We start from the raw sequence: 21,635 nt of genomic DNA, 5'->3' as shown, positions 1-21,635 counted from the left end.
GACGAGCTGTCCCCCGGATACTGCTGGAGAAACTGCTGATGACCGATATTGATGCACGCTTGCGCGATGATGTTCACCTGCTGGGTGAGCTGTTGGGTAATACGATTCGTGACCAATACGGCGAAGCTTTTCTCGCCAAGATCGAGCGCATTCGCCAGGGGGCCAAGGCCGACCGGCGCGGCACTACCGGCGAAGAGTTGAGTGCGATTCTGGATGCTCTGAGCGACGATGAAGTGCTGCCGGTTGCGCGGGCGTTCAACCAGTTTTTGAACCTGGCGAACATTGCCGAGCAGTACGAGCTGATCCACCGCCGTGAAGAAGGCCAGGCCGAGCCTTTCGAGGCGCTGGTCCTGCCTCAATTGCTCGAACGGCTGCTGGCCGAAGGGCATGACCCCGAGTCGCTGGCGCGGCAGGTCAGCCGTCTTGACATCGAACTGGTGCTCACCGCACATCCCACCGAAGTGACTCGTCGCACGCTGATTCAAAAGTACGACGCAATCGCTGAGCAGCTGTCTGCCCAGGACCATCGTGACCTGACCCTTGCGGAAAAATCCGAAATCGAACAGCGCTTGCAGCGGCTGATCGCTGAAGCCTGGCACACCGAAGAAATCCGTCGCACCCGCCCCACACCTGTCGATGAGGCCAAGTGGGGGTTTGCTGTGATCGAACACTCCTTGTGGCACGCCGTGCCGCACATGCTGCGCAAGGCTGACAAGGCGCTGCATGCGGCGACCGGGTTGCACCTGCCCCTGGAGGCGGCACCGATTCGCTTTGCTTCCTGGATGGGCGGCGACCGCGATGGCAACCCCAATGTCACCGCCAGCGTGACCCGCGAAGTGCTGCTACTGGCGCGCTGGATGGCCGCTGACTTGTACCTGCGCGACATCGATAAACTGGCCGCTGACCTGTCGATGCAACAGGCCACCCCGCAACTGCTGGCCGTCGCAGGGGAGAGTGCCGAGCCGTACCGCGCCGTGCTCAAGCAATTGCGTGAGCGTCTGCGGGCGACCCGCAGCTGGGCCCATAGCGCGCTGAACAGCACGCAGCCTGCACCGAGCGATGTGTTGCAGGACAATCGCGAGCTGCTGGAGCCGCTGCAGCTTTGCTATCAATCACTGCATGCCTGCGGCATGGGCGTGATCGCTGATGGCCCATTGCTCGATTTCCTTCGCCGAGCCGTGACGTTTGGCCTGTTTCTGGTGCGCCTCGATGTGCGTCAGGACGCGGCCCGTCACGCCTCGGCCATGACCGAAATCACCGACTACCTGGGCCTTGGCCGCTATGAAGACTGGGACGAAGATGCGCGCCTGATCTTCCTGATGCGCGAGTTGAACAACCGCCGCCCGTTGTTGCCCAGTTACTTCAAACCCGGTGCCGACACCGCCGAAGTACTGGCGACCTGTCGCGAAGTGGCAGCCGCACCGGGGGCTTCCCTGGGGTCCTATGTGATCTCGATGGCCGGTGCCGCCTCTGATGTTCTGGCCGTGCAACTGCTGCTCAAAGAGGCCGGGCTTGAGCGCCCGATGCGTGTGGTTCCGTTGTTTGAAACCCTGGCCGACCTGGACAACGCGGGACCGGTGATCGAGCGGTTGTTGCTGTTGCCGGGTTATCGCGCACACCTGAAGGGCCCGCAGGAAGTGATGATCGGTTACTCCGACTCAGCCAAGGATGCAGGCACCACCGCGGCGGCCTGGGCGCAGTACCGGGCGCAGGAGTCACTGGTCAATATCTGCCGCGAGCAAGGCGTTGAATTGTTGTTGTTCCATGGTCGTGGCGGCACCGTGGGGCGCGGCGGTGGCCCGGCTCACGCGGCGATCCTGTCGCAGCCGCCGGGCTCAGTCGCGGGACGCTTCCGTACCACGGAGCAGGGTGAAATGATCCGTTTCAAGTTCGGCCTGCCAGACATTGCCGAGCAGAATCTCAATCTCTACCTGGCGGCCGTACTGGAAGCCACCTTGCTCCCGCCGCCCCTGCCGGAGCCTGGCTGGCGGGTACTGATGGACGAATTGGCAGCTGACGGGGTCAAGGCCTACCGTGGGGTGGTGCGTGACAATCCACAGTTCGTGGAGTACTTCCGCCAGTCAACGCCGGAGCAGGAACTGGGGCGATTGCCGCTGGGAAGTCGCCCGGCCAAACGCCGGGCAGGCGGAATTGAAAGCCTGCGGGCCATCCCGTGGATTTTCGGCTGGACCCAGACCCGTCTGATGCTGCCCGCGTGGCTGGGTTGGGAAACCGCATTGAGCCAAGCACTGGCACGGGGCGAAGGCGAGCAGTTGGCACAAATGCGCGAGCAGTGGCCGTTCTTCCGTACCCGCATCGACATGCTGGAAATGGTCCTGGCCAAGGCCGATGCCGATATCGCCCGGCTCTACGACGAGCGTTTGGTGAGCTCGGAACTGCTGCCATTGGGTGCGCACTTACGCGACTTATTGTCGCAGGCGTGCTCGGTGGTGCTGGGCTTGACCGGTCAGGCGCAGTTGATGGCACACAGCCCCGAGACCCTTGAATTCATCCGCTTGCGCAACACTTACCTCGATCCTCTTCATCTATTGCAGGCCGAGCTTCTGGCACGTTCGCGACGCCAGCAAGCGGCGCAGGACAGCCCTCTGGAACAAGCGTTGCTGGTGACTGTGGCCGGGATCGCGGCAGGCTTGCGTAACACCGGTTAAAGCAAAAGAGCGGCGAATGTCGCGCCAAGGCATGCGGGGGCCGGGCCGGATTGATGCCGACCCCCGTGCGGGCGCGACACTTTATTGTGGGGTTGCGACCTGTGACACCCGGCCGCAGAGGCCGGTTTGCCTGTAATTTTTCCTACTTTGGGCGGCTTGTGTGGGCCGGGCCTGCTGTGTATCTTGATCAGCCCTTGGCCGTTTTGATGGCCATAATCCGATTTTGAGACTGGCCCAAAGAGGCGAGTCTGTTGTCATTTAAATAAAAAATTTGAGGAGCACATCGATGCGCGTAATTCTGCTGGGAGCTCCCGGGGCCGGTAAAGGTACTCAGGCAAAGTTCATCACTGAAAAATTTGGCATCCCGCAAATCTCCACCGGCGACATGTTGCGTGCAGCCGTTAAAGCCGGCACCGAGCTGGGCCTGATCGCCAAAGGCGTAATGGACAGCGGTGGTCTGGTATCTGATGACCTGATCATCAACCTGGTGAAAGAGCGCATTGCTCAGCCAGACTGCGTCAACGGTTTCCTGTTCGACGGTTTCCCGCGCACCATTCCGCAAGCTGAAGCCCTGGTAAAAGCCGGTGTGGAGCTGGACCACGTGCTGGAAATCGCCGTTGAAGACGAAGAGATCGTTCAGCGTATTGCCGGCCGTCGTGTACACGAAGCTTCGGGCCGCGTTTACCACACCGTCTACAACCCGCCAAAAGTGGAAGGCAAGGACGATGTGACCGGCGAAGACCTGGTACAGCGCAAGGACGACACCGAAGAAACCGTTCGTCACCGCCTGTCGGTCTACCACTCGCAAACCAAGCCGCTGGTGGACTTCTACCAGAAGCTGGCTGCTGCCCAGGGCAAGCCCAAGTACAGCCACGTTGAAGGTGTTGGCTCGGTAGAATCGATCACGGCCAAGGTGCTTGAAGCGCTGAGCTGATAAGTCGATTTTGCGTCATCACAACAGCCCGCTTGCGGGCTGTTGTTGTTTATACTGCTGCACTTTTTTCAATTCTGATTCTGACGGGAACACCGATGAGCACCTTGCTGGCCCTGGATACCGCGACTGAAGCTTGCTCAGTTGCCTTGTTGCACGATGGCAAGGTTACTAGCCACTACGAGGTGATCCCGCGCCTGCACGCGCAAAAGCTGTTGCCGATGATCAAAGACTTGCTGGCTGCGGCCGGGATCGAGTTGTCGGCGGTCGATGCCATTGCTTTTGGCCGCGGCCCTGGCGCCTTTACCGGTGTGCGTATTGCCATTGGCGTGGTCCAGGGGCTGGCCTTTGCGCTGGAGCGCCCGGTGTTGCCGATCTCCAATCTGGCGGTACTGGCCCAGCGAGCCCATCGCGAGCACGGCGCGACCCAGGTGGTGTCGGCCATCGATGCGCGAATGGACGAAGTGTATTGGGGTTGCTATCGCGAGCAGGCGGGGGAGATGCGTCTGCAAGGCGCTGAAGCCGTGCTCGCACCGGAAACAGCTGCCTTGCCGGATGGCGCCAGCGGTGACTGGTTTGGCGCCGGGACTGGTTGGGGGTATGCCGAGCGCTTGAACGTCAAGCCGTACGCAATGGACGCAGGCATGTTGCCTCACGCCGAAGACCTGCTGACCCTGGCCCGATTTGCCTGGGCCCGTGGCGAGGCCATCCGGGCCGATGATGCACAGCCGGTGTACTTGCGCGACAAGGTGGCAACCCCAAAAGCAGAGCGTTAACACCCAGCCACTGTGGGAGCGGGCTTGCTCGCGATAGCATCAACGCGTTGGCACAACCTGCATCGCGAGCAAGCCCGCTCCCACACTGCTAATCTTCATGCCAAGACATTACCGCTAACGAGCTTGTTGCCATGCGCATTGACGGCTTTTCTTCCCAGTCCTACCCGATCAAGCGCAAGCCGCGTAAAGGTCAGCCGCTGGTCGATGAGTCGGTTGACGACAATGAAGCCTCGTTCGAAAACACCCCCCAGGCTGCCCGTACCCCACCTTCCGGTGAGCGCATCAGCCAGTTGCCGGTCCGCTCCCAGGACATGATCTTCCAGCGTGCCATGAGCAAAAGCGCAGCCAGTGCCCTTGCCAGCTACCTGACCACCGCAGGCTTCGTCGATTGGGAAACAGAAGTGCTGGGGCTGGATCTGTATATTTGAGCCATGACCCTCACGTCCCTCCCTTATTACCTCGGTTGTCCGTCCTGGAGTGAAAACGCCTGGCGCGAAGGCCTGTACCCGCAGAACGCGCGCACAACTGATTTCCTGAGCCTGTATGCGCAGGTCTTCAATGCCGTCGAAGGCAACACCACGTTCTATGCCCGCCCGGCACCGGCCACGGTTGAACGCTGGGCGCAAAGCCTGCCTGAGCACTTCAGGTTCACCGCCAAGTTCCCACGGGATATCAGCCACGGCGGCGATTTGCGTGAGCAGTTGCAGGCCGCCGAAGACTTCTTGCAACTCATGGGGCCCCTGGGAGGGCGGGTAGCGCCGTTTTGGCTGCAACTGCCAGCCAGTTTCGGGCCTCAGCGCTTGAGCGAGCTGGTGAGCTTCATGGACACCTTGCAGCGCCCGCTGGCCGTCGAGGTTCGTCATCCGGAGTTCTTTGCCAGGGGCGATGCCGAGAGGCTGCTCAACCGCTTGCTGATGGATCGCGGTGTCGAGCGTATCTGCCTTGATCCCCGGGCACTGTTCAGTTGCCACTCGACCGATCCTGCCGTGCTCCACGCTCAATCGAAAAAGCCCAAAGTACCGCCTCGCCCGGCGGCCTTTACCCAATGTCCGCAGGTGCGATTTATTGGCCGCCCGGAGCTGGAGGCCAACGATCCTTATTTGTTGCCCTGGATTGAAAAAGTCGCGGGCTGGATCGAGGAGGGGCGTACGCCCTACGTGTTTTTGCACACGCCGGACAATCACCGCGCTCCTGAGCTGGCGCGGCGTTTTCATTGCCAATTGAGTGAGCGCTTACCGGGCCTGCCCCCACTGCCCGAGTTGCATCAACCCCAGGCTCGCGAGCAACTGGGCCTGCTTTAAGCGGCCAGGCGCAGGTTGTTGATGACAATCGGGCGGGCCCAGCCCAGGTCGAAGTCCATCGCCCGTTGTTGCTCTATCAGCGTAATGGCGTCGAATGGCTCGGCGGGGGGTGGCAGCAAGTCCTGTTCAAACTCGGCTATGGGCAGATGCAAAGGTCGTGGCTCAGGCCCCGGGCCTGGATCGGGCAGCGGATGACCCTGGGCCATGACGATCGGGCGCACCCATGTGTTGTTGAAATCTTGCTGGTGCTGTTGCTCGACAATGTCTTCAGGCGGGTAGGGCACGGCGGGTGGCGGCAGCAGGTCCAGTTCGAATTCGGCAATGGGCAAGAACAGGGCTTCAGGCGGGCTCAGTTCGGTGTCCTGAACCTCGCAGTGGCGCTGGATCACGATAGTGCCCAACAGGTGGGTGCCACCACGGGGTTCGGCGTTTTCAGTACTGACTGGCAGCTCGGCATCCATGGCCGCCAACGCATCGCTACCGGACTGTTCTGCCAACGCCTGGGCGTAGAAGTCCTTCCACAGGTGATTGACGCTGCCTGTGATCTGCGAATTGTGGCGGCCAAAGTCGCCAATTGGCGCAATAAAGCCGATAGGTGCGCAATGAATGTCTGACATAGCTCTCGGTCGACGCCCAGCTCTGGCAAAATGGCGGATATTTCATTTATCGGCAGCCTTTGCCGATCATTAAATTTTTGAGCGTGTTTTTAGATGATTGAGCAAGCAGCGGGCTGTCGTATCAAAGTCGAAGCGCTGGACGAGGCCTTTCAGGCCTTGGCCGAGCAATGGGCTGAGCGCCTGGGTTTGCCTCTGGATGAGCCTGACGCGGAGTTCGCCTTGCAGTTGAGCGCCCAGGGTTTGCAGTTGCAGCAACTGGGGCCGGATGCACCAGGTCCGGTGCGGGTCGACTTTGTCGAAGGCGGCGCGGCCCATCGTCGTTTGTTTGGCGGCGGTACGGGGCAGATGATTGCCAAGGCGGTGGGTATTCAGCAAGGCGTGCGCCCACGGGTGCTGGATGCCACGGCGGGCTTGGGCAAGGACGCGTTCGTGCTGGCAAGCCTGGGCTGTGAGATGAGCCTGATCGAGCGCCAGCCGCTGATCGGTGCCTTGCTTGAGGACGGGCTGGCCCGTGGCCTGGATGACTTTGAAGTGGCGCCAATCGTGTCGCGCATGCACTTGCTCAAAGGCAACTCGATTGAAGTGATGCGCAATTGGGAGGGGGAGCCACCGCAGGTGATCTACCTGGACCCCATGTTCCCCCATCGTGAGAAAACCGCGCTGGTGAAAAAAGAAATGCGCCTGTTTCGCCCGTTAGTGGGCGATGACAATGATGCTCCGGCCCTGCTTGAAGCTGCGTTGGCGCTGGCGACTCACCGTGTGGTGGTCAAGCGGCCCCGCAAGGCACCGTGCATTGCGGGGCCCAAGCCAAGCCATGCGCTGGATGGCAAGTCGAGCCGGTACGATATCTATCCGAAGAAAGCTCTCAAGCCCTGAACATGTGAGAGCGGGCTTGCTCGCGATGCAGTCGGCGCGGTGTATCTGAACAACCGCGCCGATGCTATCGCGAGCAAGCCCGCTCCCACAGGGTGATGGTGGGGTGTTTCACTCTGGTCGATAAGCCCGCATGAACATCCCCACCACTTCCTGCACATGAGCTTCGCTTTCCTGCGGCCCCAGCGGTTCGCCGCCGCCAAACAGCAAGCGAAAGTTGGGGGCGCCCTTGAGCATGCAGAAGAAGTGTTCTGCCGCGTAATGCGGGTCGTCGATCCGCAGCGCGCCGCTCTGATCCATCTTGCGCAGCAACCCCTCCATCTCGTGCACCACGCGCTCCGGTCCGGCCTCAAGGAAGATCTGCGAAAGCTTTGGATCCTGGCTGCCGAGGGTGACCATCAACCGGTGCAGGTTCAGTGATTCTTCACTGTTGATCAGGACTTGAAAGCCTCGGGCAATGTTCAGCAACACCCCTTCAATGGGCTTGCCGGCCGGCAGCTCAAAAAACAGTACCGGTAGCTGCTCTGTGCATTTGGACATGATCGCCGAAGAAAACAGGGTCTCCTTGTCGGTGAAGTGGCTGTAGACCGTCAGTTTTGACACGCCCGCCAGGCCCGCAACGGCATCCATGCTGGTGTTGGCATAGCCCTTGGTCAAAAACAGGGTTTTGGCGGCGTCGAGGATGGACTGGCGTTTTGCCAGGTCCTTGGGGCGGCCGAGAGCGTTAGGGGGTAAAGGATGGTCAGACATTTCCGTTTATTACTGGACTGGTGAGTTTAGTATTAATAACATGCTGCCAGTATAAATATTCCAAGCCCCTTTAGCGAAAGGTCGTCAACATGTTGCGCCATGCCTTGTCCCGCGCTGTGCCTGTCTGTCTGGTGTTTTTATTGTCTGGATGCGGGCAGCAAGAGCCTGCAAAAATCAGCATCAGCCCGGCGATGGTGGTGCATCCGCAGCCTTCAGCGCTGGCAAGTCAGAGCTATCCCGGCGAAGTGCGCGCGCGTTTCGACCCGCAACTGGCGTTTCGTATCGCAGGCAAAGTCACCAGGCGCCTGGTCGATGAAGGTGAGCGGGTCAAGGCCAATCAGCCCCTGGCAGAGCTGGACCCGCAAGACGTGCGCCTGCAACTGGACGCTACCCGTGCTCAAGTGGCGGCAGGGCAGGCCAATCTGAACCTGGTGCGCGCTGAACGCGATCGCTACAAGACCCTGCTGGATCGGCAGATGGTCAGCCGCTCACAGTTCGACAACGCCGAAAACCTCTACCGCTCTGGCGTGGCCAAGCTCCAGCAGCTCAAGGCTGAGCAGGATGTGGCCAGCAATCAGGCCAGCTATGCCGTGTTGCGCGCCCCACAAGATGGCGTGATCGCCCAGCGCCAGGTTGAAGTCGGGCAAGTGGTCAATGCCGGGCAAACCGTGTTCACCCTGGCAGCCGATGGTGAGCGTGAAGTGCTGATCAGCCTGCCGGAGCAGGATTTCGGCCGCTTCAAGATCGGTATGCCGGTGGCAGTTGAGTTGTGGTCGCAGCCCGGCCAGCGTTTCAGCGGACGTATCCGCGAGCTGTCGCCATCGGCAGATCCAAAGTCACGTACCTTTGCTGCCCGTATCACGTTCACCTCTGGCAAGGTGCCTGCCGAACTGGGCCAAAGTGCCCGGGTTTTCATTCAGGGCGAAGGCGACAGTTCGCTGTCGGTGCCGCTGTCAGCCTTGACCGCCGAGAACGGCGCGGCCTACGTGTGGCGAGTCGGCCAAGGCAACAAGCTTGAGCAAGTGCCGGTGCGTGTGGGGCCTTTTGGCGAAAAAAGCGTGCCGGTTCTCGAAGGCCTCAAGGCCGATGACTGGATCGTCGCTGCCGGCGTGCATGTGCTGCATCCCGGCCAAGAGGTGCGGCCGATTGATCGCTCCAACCGGGCAATCAATGTTTCGGCGAAGGAGTAACCCCCATGGGCTTTAACCTTTCTGCCTGGGCGTTGCGCAATCGCCAGATCGTCCTGTTCCTGATGCTGTTGCTGGCTATTGTCGGCGGGCTTTCGTACACCAAATTAGGGCAAAGCGAAGACCCACCGTTCACCTTCAAGGCCATGGTCATTCGCACCCTGTGGCCGGGTGCTACGGCTGAGGAAGTCTCTCGGCAGGTCACCGAACGTATTGAAAAAAAGCTGATGGAGACCGGTGAGTACGAGCGCATTGTTTCGTTCTCGCGCCCTGGCGAGTCGCAAGTGACCTTTATGGCCCGCGATTCGATGCACTCGAATCAGATTCCGGAGCTGTGGTATCAGGTTCGCAAAAAGATCAGTGACATTCGCCACACCTTGCCGCCCGATGTGCAGGGGCCGTTTTTCAACGATGAATTCGGTACGACCTTCGGCAATATCTACAGCTTGAGCGGTGAAGGTTACGACTACGCGGTGCTCAAAGACTACGCCGACCGCATTCAGATCCAGCTGCAACGGGTCAAGGATGTAGGCAAGGTCGAATTGCTGGGGCTGCAGGACGAAAAAATCTGGATCGAGCTGTCCAACCTCAAACTGGCCACCCTGGGCTTGCCGCTGGCCGCGGTGCAAAAAGCCCTTGAGGAGCAAAACGCGGTGTCGACTGCGGGCTTCTTTGAAACACCGACAGAACGGGTGCAACTGCGCGTCAGCGGTAATTTCAAGACGGTAGAGGAGATCGAACGTTTCCCGATCCGCGTGGGCGAGCGCACCTTTCGCATCAGCGACGTGGCGGATGTGCGTCGCGGCTTTAATGATCCACCGGCACCGCGTATGCGCTTTATGGGCCAGGATGCGATTGGTCTGGCCGTGGCCATGAAAGACGGTGGCGATATCCTGGTGCTGGGCAAGGCGCTGGATACCGAGTTCGAACGGATCCAGAAAAACCTTCCGGCCGGGATGCAATTGGGCAAGGTTTCTGATCAGCCAGCGGCCGTGAAAACCAGTGTCGGCGAGTTCGTTCAAGTGTTGGTGGAAGCCCTGGTGATCGTGCTGCTGGTCAGCTTCTTCTCCCTGGGTGCGCGCACCGGCATGGTGGTGGCACTGACCATCCCGCTGGTGCTGGCAATGACGTTTGCCGCCATGCATTACTTCGGGATCGGCCTGCACAAGATTTCACTGGGCGCGCTGGTGCTGGCCCTGGGCTTGTTGGTGGACGACGCGATCATCGCCGTGGAAATGATGGCGATCAAGATGGAGCAGGGCTACGACCGGATGAAGGCGGCGAGCTTCGCCTGGACCAGCACCGCGTTCCCCATGCTCACCGGTACGCTGATCACGGCAGCAGGTTTTTTGCCGATTGCCATGGCGCAGTCGAGCACGGGTGAGTACACCCGCTCGATTTTCCAGGTGGTGACCATTGCCCTGTTGGCGTCGTGGATTGCGGCGGTGGTGTTTGTGCCGTATCTGGGGGCGCTGTTGTTGCCGGACCTGGCGAAAATTCATGCCGCCAAACACGGTTCGGGCGCAGGTGCTCCCGACCCTTACGCCACACCGTTTTACCAGCGGGTCCGACGGTTGGTGGAGTGGTGCGTCACCCGGCGCAAGACCGTGATTGCATTGACGGTGCTGCTGTTCCTGGGGTCGGTCGTGCTCTTCAAGTTTGTTCCGCAGCAGTTCTTTCCCGCGTCCAGCCGACTGGAGTTGATGGTCGACTTGAAACTGGCCGAAGGCGCTTCGTTGAGCAATACCACCGATCAGGTCAAGCAACTCGAAGCACTGCTCAAGGACCATCCGGGTATTGCCAATTACGTGGCGTATGCCGGGACCGGCTCGCCACGCTATTACCTGCCACTGGATCAGCAGTTGCCAGCGGCCAGCTTTGCCCAGTTTGTGGTACTGGCCAAGACCATTGAGGACAGGGAAGACCTGCGCACCTGGTTGATTGACACCCTTAACGAACAATTCCCGACCGTACGCTCGCGGGTCACGCGTCTGGAAAACGGTCCGCCTGTGGGCTATCCGGTGCAGTTCCGGGTGACGGGTGAACACATCGAAGAGGTACGGGCACTGGCGCGCAAGGTGGCGGCCAAGGTTCGCGACAACCCCCATGTGGTGAACGTGCACCTGGACTGGGAAGAACCGAGCAAGGTGGTGTATCTCAACATTGATCAGGACCGTGCACGGGCCCTGGGTGTGAGCACGGCCAACCTGTCGCGCTTTTTGCAAAGCACGTTGCTGGGCTCCACCGTCAGCCAGTACCGCGAAGACAACGAGTTGATCGAGATCCTGTTGCGCGGCACGCCTCAGGAACGCACCGAGCTGGCGTTGCTGCCTAGCCTGGCGGTACCGACCGACAATGGCCAGAGCGTTGCCCTGTCGCAAGTCGCGACGCTGGAATATGGCTTTGAAGAGGGCATCATCTGGCACCGTAACCGCCTGCCGAACGTGACCGTGCGTGCGGATATCTACGGCAAGGAGCAACCGGCGACACTGGTGCAGCAGATCCTGCCGACCCTTGAGGGCGTTCGCGCCGAGCTGCCGGATGGTTATCTGCTGGACGTGGGCGGTACGGTCGAAGACTCCACCCGTGGCCAGGACTCGGTGAAGGCCGGTGTGCCGTTGTTTATCGTGGTGGTGCTGACTCTGTTGATGGTGCAGCTGCGCAGTTTCTCGCGCATGGTGATGGTGTTCCTGACGGCGCCGCTGGGGCTGATCGGGGTCACGCTGTTTCTGCTGTTGTTCGGCAAGCCGTTCGGCTTTGTGGCGATGCTGGGCACCATTGCGTTGTCGGGGATGATCATGCGCAACTCGGTGATCCTGGTGGATCAGATCGAACAGGACAAGGCGGCGGGGCTGGACCCGTGGCGGGCGATCATTGAAGCGACGGTACGGCGTTTCCGCCCTATCGTGCTGACCGCACTGGCGGCGGTACTGGCGATGATTCCACTGTCACGCAGTGTGTTCTTCGGCCCGATGGCGGTTGCTATCATGGGTGGGCTGATTGTGGCGACTGCACTGACCTTGCTGTTCTTGCCGGCGCTGTATGCGGCGTGGTTCAAGGTCAAGAAGCCAGCAGAGGCTTGAAGCCCCTGTGGGAGCGGGCAAGCCCGGCTCCCACAGGGTTTGTGTGGCTCACATCATCCGGGCCTGGGCACCCATTGTTGTGGAGGCGGGCAAGCCCGCCTTCGCAAGGGTTACAGCGTTCCGAAGACTTTTTTCGCCAAACTGGTAGCAGCCGCTGCCGGGTTCTGGCGAATGGTTTCTTCCTGTTTGCCGATCATTTCGAACAACCCGTCCAGGGCCTTTTCGGTCACGTAGCTTTCGATGTTGGCGCTTTTGGCGTCCACCACACCCAGCGTTGCGGCTTGCCCTGCAAATGAGTTGTACTGCTGGGCCAGACCGACCTTGTCCGTGGCGGCCTTGACGATAGGCAGGAACTTGGCGCGGATCTGATCCCGGCTACTTTTGCTCAGGTATTGGGTCGCCGAATCCTGGCCGCCGCTGAGGATGCCCTTGGCATCCGCCACGGTCATTTTCTTCACCGCATCGACCAGCAGGGCTTGCGCCTGTGGCACGGCCGCTTCTGCGGCTTTGTTCATGCTGGTTTCGAGTTGATCGACCTGATCGCCCATGCCGAATTGCTTCATCTTTTTCGCGACTTTGCCAAGGTTGCCCGGCAGCTCGATCTTGACTTCGGGGTTATTGCTGAAGCCCCCAGGGGTGCCCAGTTGCTTGACCGCAACTTGCGCACCTTGGGTCAGGGCATCTTTGAGGCCGCCCGTGGCGTCGCCTTGCGACAGATCACTCAGCGATAACGCCAGGGCATTGGCCGAAATCAACAGGCCTGCGCACAGGCCCGCAAAGCGTATGGAAGGTCGCAGCATGGCAAACTCCTTGATTAGCGAACCTGATCGACACGCAGGCGGACAGGTTGCTGGGTTTTTGCAGTCAGATCGACGCTGTTGCGCTCTGTGCTGATAAACAGCAACTGGCCGTTCTCTTCGATCCGCGCACTCACCGCGTAGGTATGGCCGGGTTTGATCTGCGCCGGGTCATAGGTCAAGTGAAATGGCAGGGGTACCTGGTCCTTGATTGGGCCACTTTGCTTGGCGAGTGTCACCGCTGGAGCGTCGGCCAGCGATACATCCTGCAAGCTAACTTCCAGTGTAGCTGTAGGCGGCAGGGCAATACGCTGCAGGTAGAACACTTCGCCATCGAGGGACGCTTGAGGGGTCGAGGTCATAGAGCTACAGGCTCCAAGCAGGGCGGTGAGGCTGAGTAAAAGTACTTTTTTCATGGGTTTCTCCTTCAAGATGTTTTTTCGAGCGAGAGCGGTGGCTGCTCGTGGGTGTCTTCACTGCGGTGCAACGCAACCTGGCGAATCGACAGGCGGATTTCGGCAGGCAACACACGCTTGGCAGCACCTTCGGCCAGTTCGCCAAGCAGTTCGTGATAGCTCAACTTGCCGTTGGCATCGCGGCGCAGCACGTCTTCTTCAAGCAATGTCTGGATAAAGTGGCGGAACAGGCTCTTGTCGAAGAACTCAGGAGCGTTGAGCCCATGCAAAATCGACAGGCGTTGGGCCATCATGGTGCACAGGTCTTCCAGTTCTTCGGCGCTCAGGGTGTTTTGCCCGCTGTTGAGCAGCAGGGAAATGGCCATGTAGAAGCGTTGCAGGGTTTGCGCAATGCTCCTGGACAACAGCGTCAGCAATACAAAGTGTCGCGAACTCGGCGCCGGGCGCAGGTACACGCCGTTCTCAAAGCGCAACAAACCTTGCTCGACAAAGGACTCCAGCCACTGGTCGACCACGGCGTCCAGTTCCTCTGCTGACCAGCGAATAAACAGCTCTGATTGCAGGTAGGGATAGAGCGCGTGGGTGTAGCGCAGGATCTGTTCGCGGCTCATGCGCGAGGCGCTTTGGAAAAAGCTGGCCAGCAACGACGGCAAGGCAAAAATATGCAGCACGTTGTTGCGGTAGTACGTCATCAGCACCGCGTTCTGCTCATCCAGATAGAGGATCTTGCCCAGCGCATCGCTTTGCTCGGCCAGCAGGTTCATGTCCTTTACATGGTTGATCAGCGCCTTGCCATCGCCTTCGGGCAAGGTGGTGTAGGGCGAGTAGGGGACACGGCGCAGCAGGGCCAGATACAGATCCAGCACCCGGGCCATGGCCTGTTCGTCCAGTGCCAGCCGGGTGGTTGAAAGCAGGGCCAGTGCCACCAGGTTCACCGGGTTGATGGCTGCCGCTTCATTCAGATGCTGGGCAACCTTTTCGCCCAGGCGATTGGTGGTCGGGCTCAGCCAGTCAGGACGATACAGGGGCGCAAGCTCCTGCTGGCGCCAGCCCGGCTGCTCCTGTTCAAGGAACTCGGCGAGTTTGATCGGTTCACCAAAGTTGACCGCGACCTGACCGAACTTCTGTTTCTTGAGGGCGCCGATCACTTTGAAAATGTCGAAAATCGACTCTTTCTTCTTGCTGGCGCCGCGCAGTTCGCCCAGGTAGGTGCGGCCTTCGAGCACACGCTCGTAACCGATATAGACCGGGACAAACACGATCGGCGTACGGGAAGAACGCAAGAAACTGCGCACGGTAATGGCCAGCATCCCGGTTTTCGGTTGCAGCATGCGCCCCGTGCGCGAGCGGCCGCCCTCGACGAAGTACTCCACCGGGAAGCCCTTGGTGAACAGGGTATGCATGTACTCGTTGAACACTGAGGTGTACAGCGGGTTGCCCTTGAACGTGCGGCGCATGAAAAAAGCCCCGCCACGGCGCAGCAGGCGGCCCAGCACCGGCATGTTGAGGTTGATCCCGGCGGCAATGTGCGGCGGAGTCAGGCCGTTGCGAAACAGCAGGTAGGACAGCAGCAGGTAGTCGATATGGCTGCGATGGCACGGCACGTAAATGATCTCGTGACCCTGGGCAACCTTCTGCACGCTCTCGATATGGTTGACCTTGACCCCGTCGTAAATCTTGTTCCAGAACCAGCTCAGGAGCACTTCAAAAAAACGGATCGCGGTGTAGGTGTAGTCCGAGGCGATTTCATTGGCGTAGCGCAGTGCCTGGGCACGGGCTTTGTCCGGCGAGATGTTTTCGCGCTCGGCTTCGTCAAGGATGGCCTGGCGCACGGCGGGTTCATTGACCAGCCCCTTGACCAGGTTGCGACGGTGGGACAGGTCCGGGCCGATGGTGGCGGTTTTCAGGTTGCGAAAGTGCACGCGCAAAATACGTTGGGCCATGCGCACGGTGCGTTCATGCCCCTTGTTGAGGTCGACCAGTTCGCGCAAGTGAATGGGGGCCGAGAATTGCACGCGGGTTTTGCGACCCAGGATCAGGATGCGCAGCAAGCGGCGCAGGCGCCCGGTGACGGCCCAGCTGTCGGCAAACAGCAGTTTCCAGGGGCTGGACTCGCTGTCGGGTGACTGCCCCCAAAACACGCTGACCGGAATGATTTGCGCATCCTCGCCCGGGTTTTGGGTCAGGCCGTCGACCAGGCGGGTCAAGGTTGGCGGTGCTCCGCGCTTGTCCTGTCGCCCCAGCCAGTCGGGCTCGGGGGTCAGGTAGAAAAAGGCGGCAGGCTCGATCATCTCTCCCACTGCAACCGGCAATACCGGGCGCGGCAAGCCGGCCTTGGAACACTCGGTATCGATCACGGCCAGTTCGGTCAGCGAGGGCGATTGCAGTACGTAGAACACGGGTCGGCTGCGATCCAGGTTCAGGGTCAGGGAAGACTGATTAATGGTCTCCGAGCGCACCCACAGGTACAGCAAGCGACGCAGGGCGCCAAATACAAGGCGGCGGAATGGGGAGGGGGTCATACGGCTTCTGCGTTAGTGGATAAAACGAGCGTTTACTCGGCCGGGTAGTGTGCCGTATCTCCCGAAAATCGGCAAAAAAGCGGCGAACTAATATTGATTGAGTGTTTTTTTGCCTGACTTATACTCGGTGGTCTTTCGCGACACCGCGCAAGACCCAGTAGTGAAGCGTCAGGTTCAAACGATAGTTCTCAAAGGGCCAATTAACGAGCCCGATCAATAATAAAAAGGGGGAAAGGATCCATGACAACGCGCGTAACAGGCAGTGTGAAGTGGTTCAACGATGCCAAGGGCTACGGCTTTATTCAGTGTGAAAACGGGGCGGATGTGTTTGTGCATTACCGTGCCATTCGCGGTGAAGGCCATCGCAGCCTGGCTGAAGGCCAGCAGGTCGAGTACACCCAGGTCAAAGGTGACAAGGGTTTGCAGGCTGAAGATGTAGTGGGGTTGTAATGCAGTTCCTGTAGTCGCTGCCGAAGGCTGCGATGGGTTGCAAAGCGACCCTGAAGGTCCTTCGGCCCTTGTCGCAGCCTGCGGCAGCGACTACAGGGTGTTATTTGCAGCTCAGGAACCGGTTTTCCAGGTGATTTCTTCCTGGCCGTCTTCACTGATGCGGATCCAGCGATCAGCATCCGCCTCGCCCTGTTCCTCGACCCAGCTGCCCGGCGCGCAACGCACTTCGATCTTCAGTGCGTCAAAAGCGGCCTTGGCACAGGCAATGTCGTCGTCCCACGGCGTCTGGTCGCTGTCCAGGTACAGGCTGTTCCATTTGCCGACGGCTTTTGGCATCCAGGTAACGGGTACGTCACCTGCGGTGCACTTCCAGGTTTCGCCTTTCTTTTTCCATTCGGTGCACGGGCCCAGCACGTTGGCCAGCCAGGCTTCGACGTCCTTGTAGGTGACCGCTTCTTTCAGGTAGATCTCGATATCGGGTTGGCGCATGGATGTCCTCACTGCGGGTCTGAAAAATCCACTCGCGGATTAATCGGGCCAAGGGCGTGTGCCCTTGACCGTAAAGTTGGTTATTGAAGCACGAAGTAATCGTAGCGCATCGACACCGTCACCACTAAAGGCTCGGGGTGTTCGATGACCTGGGCGCGACGCTCGGCACTGGCGCGCCAGCCATGGGGGGTCATGGCCAGCAGATTGGCGCGATCCTGGGGCTCACTCAGGCTGAGGGTGAATTCCAGTGTCTCGCTGTGCTGCACCTGCATGCCTTCGGGCACCAGGGCCAAATGCTTGTCGTCTGCGTAGTCGCGCACTTCGTCGTACAGCCGTTCGCGCAGCTCCATCAAGTGCCCGCGAGTCGGGCCAACACGCATCAGGCCGCCCCCCGGGCTGAGCAGGCGTTTGGCTTCAAGCCAGTCCAGCGGGCTGAAGACGCTGGCCAAAAACTGGCAGCTGGCATCGGCCAGTGGCACGCGGGCCATGCTGGCGATCAACCAGGTCAGTTGCGGGCTGCGCTTGCAGGCGCGCTTGACCGCCTCGCGGGAGATATCCAGTGCGTAGCCATCGGCGTTGGGCAGTGCCTCGGCGATTTGTGCGGTGTAGTAACCCTCGCCACAACCGATGTCGAGCCAGCGCTGCGGGGCTCGTTCCTTCGCCAGTTCGGCCAGGCGCTTGGCCACGGGCGCGTAATGGCCTGCATTGAGAAAGTCGCGGCGGGCTTCAACCATTGCCTGATTATCGCCAGGGTCACGGCTGTTTTTGTGTTGCACGGGCAGCAGGTTCAAATAACCCTGGCGGGCGCGGTCAAAGCGATGCCCGGCCGGGCACGCCACGCCGTTGTCGACCGCGTTCAGCGGTGCACTGCAAATTGGGCAGGCAAGCATCAGGCGAGCAACTTGATCAGGGTTTGGTAGTAGATCTCGGTCAGTACATCAAGATCGCTGGCCAGAACCCGCTCGTTGACCTGGTGAATGGTCGCGTTGACCGGTCCCAGTTCGACGACCTGGGTACCCAGGGTCGCGATAAAGCGCCCGTCCGAAGTCCCGCCGCTGGTAGAAGCTTTGGTTTCGCGGCCAGTGACCTGCTTGATGCTCGACGACACCGCGTCCAGCAGGGCGCCCGGCTCGGTCAGGAACGGCAGACCGGACAGCGCCCAGTCGATGTGCCAGTCCAGGTCGTGCTTGTCCAGTATGTCCGCCACGCGCTTTTGCAGGCCTTCAACGGTGGACTCGGTGGAGAAGCGGAAGTTGAAGACCGCCACCAGATCACCCGGGATCACGTTGGTTGCGCCCGTGCCGGAGTTCAGATTGGAAATCTGGAAGCTGGTCGGCGGGAAGAAGGCGTTGCCGTTATCCCAATGCTCGGCGGCCAGCTCGGTCAGCGCAGGCACTGCCAGGTGAATCGGATTCTTGGCCAGGTGCGGGTAGGCCACATGGCCTTGAACGCCGCGAACGGTGAGCTTGGCGCCCAGGGAGCCGCGACGGCCGTTTTTGACCACATCGCCCACCAGGGAGGTGCTTGACGGCTCACCGACGATGCACCAGTCCAGACGCTCGTTACGGGCAGCAAAGCGCTCGATCACGGCCTTGGTGCCGTGGTGGGCCGGGCCTTCTTCGTCACTGGTGATCAGAAATGCGACCGAGCCCTTGTGGTCCGGGTAGTCGGCGACGAAACGCTCGGCCGCCACCAGCATGGCGGCAAGGCTGCCTTTCATGTCTGCGGCGCCACGGCCGCAGAGCATGCCGTGTTCATCGATCAGCGCGTCGAACGGGTCGTTTTGCCAGGCTTGCACCGGGCCGGTCGGTACCACGTCAGTGTGGCCAGCGAAGCACAGCACCGGGCCTTCGTGTTTGCCGTGGGTGGCCCAGAAGTTGTCTACGTCCTCGATGCGCATCGGCTCAAGCTTGAAGCCGGCATCGCCCAGGCGCTGCATCATCAGCTTCTGGCAGTCGGCGTCGATCGGGGTCACGGAAGGGCGACGGATCAGATCGCAGGCAAGTTGCAGGGTCGGCGAAAGGTCGGCGTGGGCCGTCATGGTGTGGACTCCGAAGCAGGGCATGTGCGGGGCGGGCGAGAAAGGGCGGTTATCTTAAAGCAAAACGGCGGCCAGAGGCCGCCGTTTAGGAGGTTGCAGTCAATTTATGCAGCCGGTTGCTCTTGTGCCGCGTCCACCGGTTTGGGCAGCGAAGACATAAAGGCCATGATCAGCGCCGCCAGGTACGGCAGCGACTGCACCAGCAACATCACCACCCAGAAGCGCATGTCGTTGCTTGGCAGACCCTGGACCAGGAAGATCCCCAGCGCCGCGCCCCAGAGCAACAGCATGATGAACACCTCTTCACGGGCTTCCGAAATGGCGACCCAGAAGCCGTGGTTATCGGCGTTCTTGGGTGTCCGGAAGAACGGAATACTGGTGGTGAAGAATCCGTACAGCACCGCTTTCGCGATGGTGTGGGACAACGCCAGCCCGGCCAGTGCTGCCGCAAACGCATCCTTGAGGTTAACCCCCACGGCACGGCGGTACAGGAAGATGATCTTGCCGACCTTGAACACGAAGAGTGCCAATGGCGGGATGGCGAAAATCAGCAGCGGCGGATCGACCCGCGTCGGCACGATAATCATCGCCGCCGACCACAACAGGGCGCCCACGGTGAAGAAGATGTTCATGCCATCGGCCACCCACGGCAGCCAGCCCGCGAGGAAGTGATAGCGCTGGCCACGGGTCAGTTCAGTGTCTTTACCGCGCAACAGGCTTGAGGTGTGACGCTTGATGATCTGAATCGCACCGTAGGCCCAGCGGAATCGCTGTTTCTTGAAGTCGATAAAGGTGTCAGGCATCAGGCCCTTGCCGTAGCTGTTGTGGGAATACGCTGCGGAATAGCCTTTTTCGAATACGCGCAGGCCCAGCTCGGCGTCTTCACAGATGCACCAGTCCGCCCAGCCGAGCTCTTCGAGCACGGAGCGTCGGGTCATGGTCATGGTGCCGTGCTGAATGATCGCGTCGCGGTCGTTGCGGGTCACCATGCCGATGTGGAAGAAACCCTTGTATTCCGAGTAGCAGAGCTTCTTGAAGGTGCTTTCGTTCTGGTCGCGGTAGTCCTGTGGCGATTGCACAATGGCGATTTTCGGATCGGCAAAGTGCGGCACCATGTGCTTGAGCCAGTTGCGATCCACACAGTAATCGGAGTCGATCACGGCAATCACTTCGGCATCCGGCGCGGTGTGCGGGATCAGGTAGTTCAGCGCGCCGCCCTTGAAGCCGGCCAGGGGGGCTACGTGGAAGAACTTGAAGCGCGGGCCCAGGGTGGCGCAGTAGTCGCGCACGGGCTCCCAGACTGCCGGATCCTTGGTGTTGTTATCGATGATCAACACTTCGAAGTCGGGGTAGTCGAGGTTCGCCAGGGCATCGAGGGTCTGTTTGACCATCTCTGGCGGCTCGTTGTAGCAGGGCACATGGATCGAGACTTTCGGGCGATAGGCGTCGTCGCTTTCGACCGGCAGGAACTCTCGTCGCCGCTTATGCGTCCAGACCGCCTCGGCCAGTTCATGGGCCTCGGTCAGCAGGACAATAAACACCCCGAGCGCGCCCAGTCCGAGCAGGAAGCCGACGGTCAGGCTGAACCATGTGCTGTATTGCTGACTGTAGTCGTAACCGATCCACACCAGCACCGATCCGCACAGGAACGCGGTGAAGGTCAGGAAGGTGCGACCCCGCTGGCGCAATGCGGAGCCGTCGATCAGCAGCAGCGCCAGCGACAGCAAGCCCATCACCACCGAACCAATGGCCAGTACGCGCCATTGCGGGATGGCGACCACCGGGCCTTCAAAGTTGAATTTTTGCTGGCGTGCAGCGTTGTACACGCCCCAGTACGCGCCTACGGAGCCTTCATCGCTGGCCTTCCATGGCTGGTCGAAGGCTTCGATCACAAAGTAGTTGTAGCCGCGACGGTTCAGGGTGTTGACCAGCGTACGCAGATAAATCGCCTGGTCGGCCGGGGTGGCATCAGCGCCACCGCGCATGCGGCCATTGCTCGGCCAGCCAACCTCCGACAGCAGCAGGGGCTTTTTCGGGAACAGTTTTTTCAGGTCGCGGGCACGGTCCAGTACGAACTCACCGGCCTTGTCCACCGGGATAAATTCCCAGTACGGCAGGATGTGCGCGGCGATCAGGTCAACGTGCTTGGCCAGTTGCGGGTATTTCTCCCAGATATGCCATTGCTCGGACGTGGTGACAGGCACCTTGACCGCGGCCCGGACACGATCCAGCAGCACGATCAGGTCTTCTGGCGTGATCTCTTCACGGAACAGGGCTTCGTTACCCACTACAACCCGCACGACGCTGCGCGAGTTATTGGCCAGCTCGATGGCTTTCTGGATTTCGCGCTCGTTGCGCTCCAGATCAGGGCTGATCCAGATCCCGATGGTCACGCGCAAACCGAACTCTTCCGCCAGCTTGGGGATATCGCCCAAGGTGCCGTCGACCGAGTAGGTCCGAATGTTGTCGGTCAGCTTGCTGAGGATCTCCAGGTCGCGACGCATTTCATCGTCGGTCGGGTACTGGTCTTTCTGCGGGTACTGGCCTTGTTGGAACGGCGAATACGAAAAACCGGAGATTTGATCGGGCCAGTTAGGTGCAGACACCGGGCGATTGATCAGCGCCCAGAAGCCTGTGAACAGTGCGGCAATGGCCAGTACCACCACCAGGTTGAGTCCAAATTTACGCGATGACATAACTATTTCGGGTTCCAAAGGGAGTGGAACGAAGATC

The 21,635-nt window shown here is 60.3% G+C and carries 18 protein-coding genes; 9 read left to right on the top strand and 9 right to left on the bottom strand.

Features of this window, described 5'->3' with window-relative positions:
* Window positions 1–38: 38 nt before the first annotated feature.
* The 5 genes from ppc to AACY07_RS01805 all read left to right on the top strand — a co-directional run bounded on the left by ppc (window position 39) and on the right by AACY07_RS01805 (window position 5,677).
* A complete protein-coding gene (gene ppc / locus AACY07_RS01825; protein ID WP_339473243.1) occupies window positions 39–2,669 on the top strand; it encodes a phosphoenolpyruvate carboxylase in 2,631 nt (876 codons plus the stop codon).
* A 286-nt stretch (window positions 2,670–2,955) separates the two neighbouring features.
* Window positions 2,956–3,603 (top strand): adenylate kinase, encoded by a 648-nt coding sequence (gene adk, locus AACY07_RS01820; protein WP_095001284.1) that lies wholly within the window; start codon window positions 2,956–2,958, stop codon window positions 3,601–3,603.
* A gap of 95 nt (window positions 3,604–3,698) precedes the next feature.
* The gene (gene tsaB, locus AACY07_RS01815) at window positions 3,699–4,376 is read left to right on the top strand and encodes a tRNA (adenosine(37)-N6)-threonylcarbamoyltransferase complex dimerization subunit type 1 TsaB (RefSeq protein WP_339473241.1); all 678 of its coding nucleotides are present in this window, start codon (window positions 3,699–3,701) and stop codon (window positions 4,374–4,376) included.
* A 131-nt stretch (window positions 4,377–4,507) separates the two neighbouring features.
* Window positions 4,508–4,804: a hypothetical protein gene (locus AACY07_RS01810; protein ID WP_019822138.1), complete on the top strand. Its 297-nt coding sequence runs from the start codon at window positions 4,508–4,510 to the stop codon at window positions 4,802–4,804.
* 3 nt (window positions 4,805–4,807) lie between these two features.
* Window positions 4,808–5,677 (top strand): DUF72 domain-containing protein, encoded by an 870-nt coding sequence (locus AACY07_RS01805; RefSeq protein WP_339473239.1) that lies wholly within the window; start codon window positions 4,808–4,810, stop codon window positions 5,675–5,677.
* Here AACY07_RS01805 and AACY07_RS01800 read toward each other — a convergent pair.
* Entirely contained in the window at window positions 5,674–6,294 is a 621-nt protein-coding gene (locus tag AACY07_RS01800) for an energy transducer TonB (protein WP_339473237.1), read from the bottom strand. The two genes, AACY07_RS01805 and AACY07_RS01800, sit on opposite strands and share 4 nt — an antisense overlap.
* Window positions 6,295–6,387: 93 nt before the next feature.
* Between AACY07_RS01800 and AACY07_RS01795 the strand changes: the two genes are divergently transcribed.
* Window positions 6,388–7,170, top strand: coding sequence for a class I SAM-dependent methyltransferase (locus AACY07_RS01795; protein WP_219261638.1), 783 nt, complete (start codon window positions 6,388–6,390; stop codon window positions 7,168–7,170).
* Between the two features lie 108 nt (window positions 7,171–7,278).
* Here the strand turns inward: AACY07_RS01795 and AACY07_RS01790 are convergent, their stop codons facing one another.
* On the bottom strand, window positions 7,279–7,917 hold the full coding sequence (locus AACY07_RS01790) for a TetR/AcrR family transcriptional regulator (RefSeq protein ID WP_133077747.1): 639 nt from the start codon (window positions 7,915–7,917) through the stop codon (window positions 7,279–7,281).
* Between the two features lie 89 nt (window positions 7,918–8,006).
* Between AACY07_RS01790 and AACY07_RS01785 the strand changes: the two genes are divergently transcribed.
* Window positions 8,007–9,107, top strand: coding sequence for an efflux RND transporter periplasmic adaptor subunit (locus AACY07_RS01785; RefSeq protein ID WP_339473236.1), 1,101 nt, complete (start codon window positions 8,007–8,009; stop codon window positions 9,105–9,107).
* A gap of 5 nt (window positions 9,108–9,112) precedes the next feature.
* The gene (locus AACY07_RS01780) at window positions 9,113–12,187 is read left to right on the top strand and encodes an efflux RND transporter permease subunit (protein ID WP_339473235.1); all 3,075 of its coding nucleotides are present in this window, start codon (window positions 9,113–9,115) and stop codon (window positions 12,185–12,187) included.
* Window positions 12,188–12,297: 110 nt separating this feature from the next.
* Here AACY07_RS01780 and AACY07_RS01775 read toward each other — a convergent pair whose 3' ends face one another.
* Genes AACY07_RS01775 through plsB form a run of 3 tightly spaced genes read right to left on the bottom strand, consistent with a single transcriptional unit; the run spans window position 12,298 to window position 15,922 of the window.
* Window positions 12,298–12,987 (bottom strand): DUF4197 domain-containing protein, encoded by a 690-nt coding sequence (locus AACY07_RS01775; RefSeq protein ID WP_339473234.1) that lies wholly within the window; start codon window positions 12,985–12,987, stop codon window positions 12,298–12,300.
* A gap of 14 nt (window positions 12,988–13,001) precedes the next feature.
* On the bottom strand, window positions 13,002–13,400 hold the full coding sequence (locus AACY07_RS01770; RefSeq protein ID WP_339473233.1) for a YbaY family lipoprotein: 399 nt from the start codon (window positions 13,398–13,400) through the stop codon (window positions 13,002–13,004).
* Between the two features lie 11 nt (window positions 13,401–13,411).
* On the bottom strand, window positions 13,412–15,922 hold the full coding sequence (gene plsB / locus AACY07_RS01765) for a glycerol-3-phosphate 1-O-acyltransferase PlsB (protein ID WP_326397441.1): 2,511 nt from the start codon (window positions 15,920–15,922) through the stop codon (window positions 13,412–13,414).
* Window positions 15,923–16,162: 240 nt separating this feature from the next.
* Here plsB and AACY07_RS01760 point away from each other — a divergent pair, with 240 nt between their 5' ends.
* Window positions 16,163–16,372 (top strand): cold-shock protein, encoded by a 210-nt coding sequence (locus tag AACY07_RS01760; RefSeq protein WP_219261633.1) that lies wholly within the window; start codon window positions 16,163–16,165, stop codon window positions 16,370–16,372.
* A gap of 111 nt (window positions 16,373–16,483) precedes the next feature.
* On the opposite strand, the gene AACY07_RS01755 is transcribed toward AACY07_RS01760, so the two are convergent.
* The 4 genes from AACY07_RS01755 to AACY07_RS01740 form a co-directional block, all read right to left on the bottom strand.
* Window positions 16,484–16,861, bottom strand: a complete 378-nt coding sequence (locus AACY07_RS01755) for a hypothetical protein (RefSeq protein ID WP_339473231.1) — start codon at window positions 16,859–16,861, stop codon at window positions 16,484–16,486.
* Between the two features lie 80 nt (window positions 16,862–16,941).
* Entirely contained in the window at window positions 16,942–17,751 is an 810-nt protein-coding gene (locus AACY07_RS01750; protein ID WP_133077739.1) for a putative RNA methyltransferase, read from the bottom strand.
* Window positions 17,751–18,902 (bottom strand): succinyl-diaminopimelate desuccinylase, encoded by a 1,152-nt coding sequence (dapE, locus tag AACY07_RS01745; RefSeq protein ID WP_219261630.1) that lies wholly within the window; start codon window positions 18,900–18,902, stop codon window positions 17,751–17,753. The genes AACY07_RS01750 and dapE overlap by 1 nt, the downstream gene beginning before the upstream one ends.
* 104 nt (window positions 18,903–19,006) lie before the next feature.
* A complete protein-coding gene (locus tag AACY07_RS01740) occupies window positions 19,007–21,598 on the bottom strand; it encodes a glycosyltransferase (RefSeq protein WP_133077737.1) in 2,592 nt (863 codons plus the stop codon).
* Window positions 21,599–21,635: the final 37 nt, after the last annotated feature.

The sequence above is a fragment of the Pseudomonas sp. RL_5y_Pfl2_69 genome, assembly GCF_963970465.1.
Classification (GTDB): Bacteria; Pseudomonadota; Gammaproteobacteria; order Pseudomonadales; family Pseudomonadaceae; genus Aquipseudomonas.
This window is presented reverse-complemented; position numbering and strand designations above follow the sequence as displayed.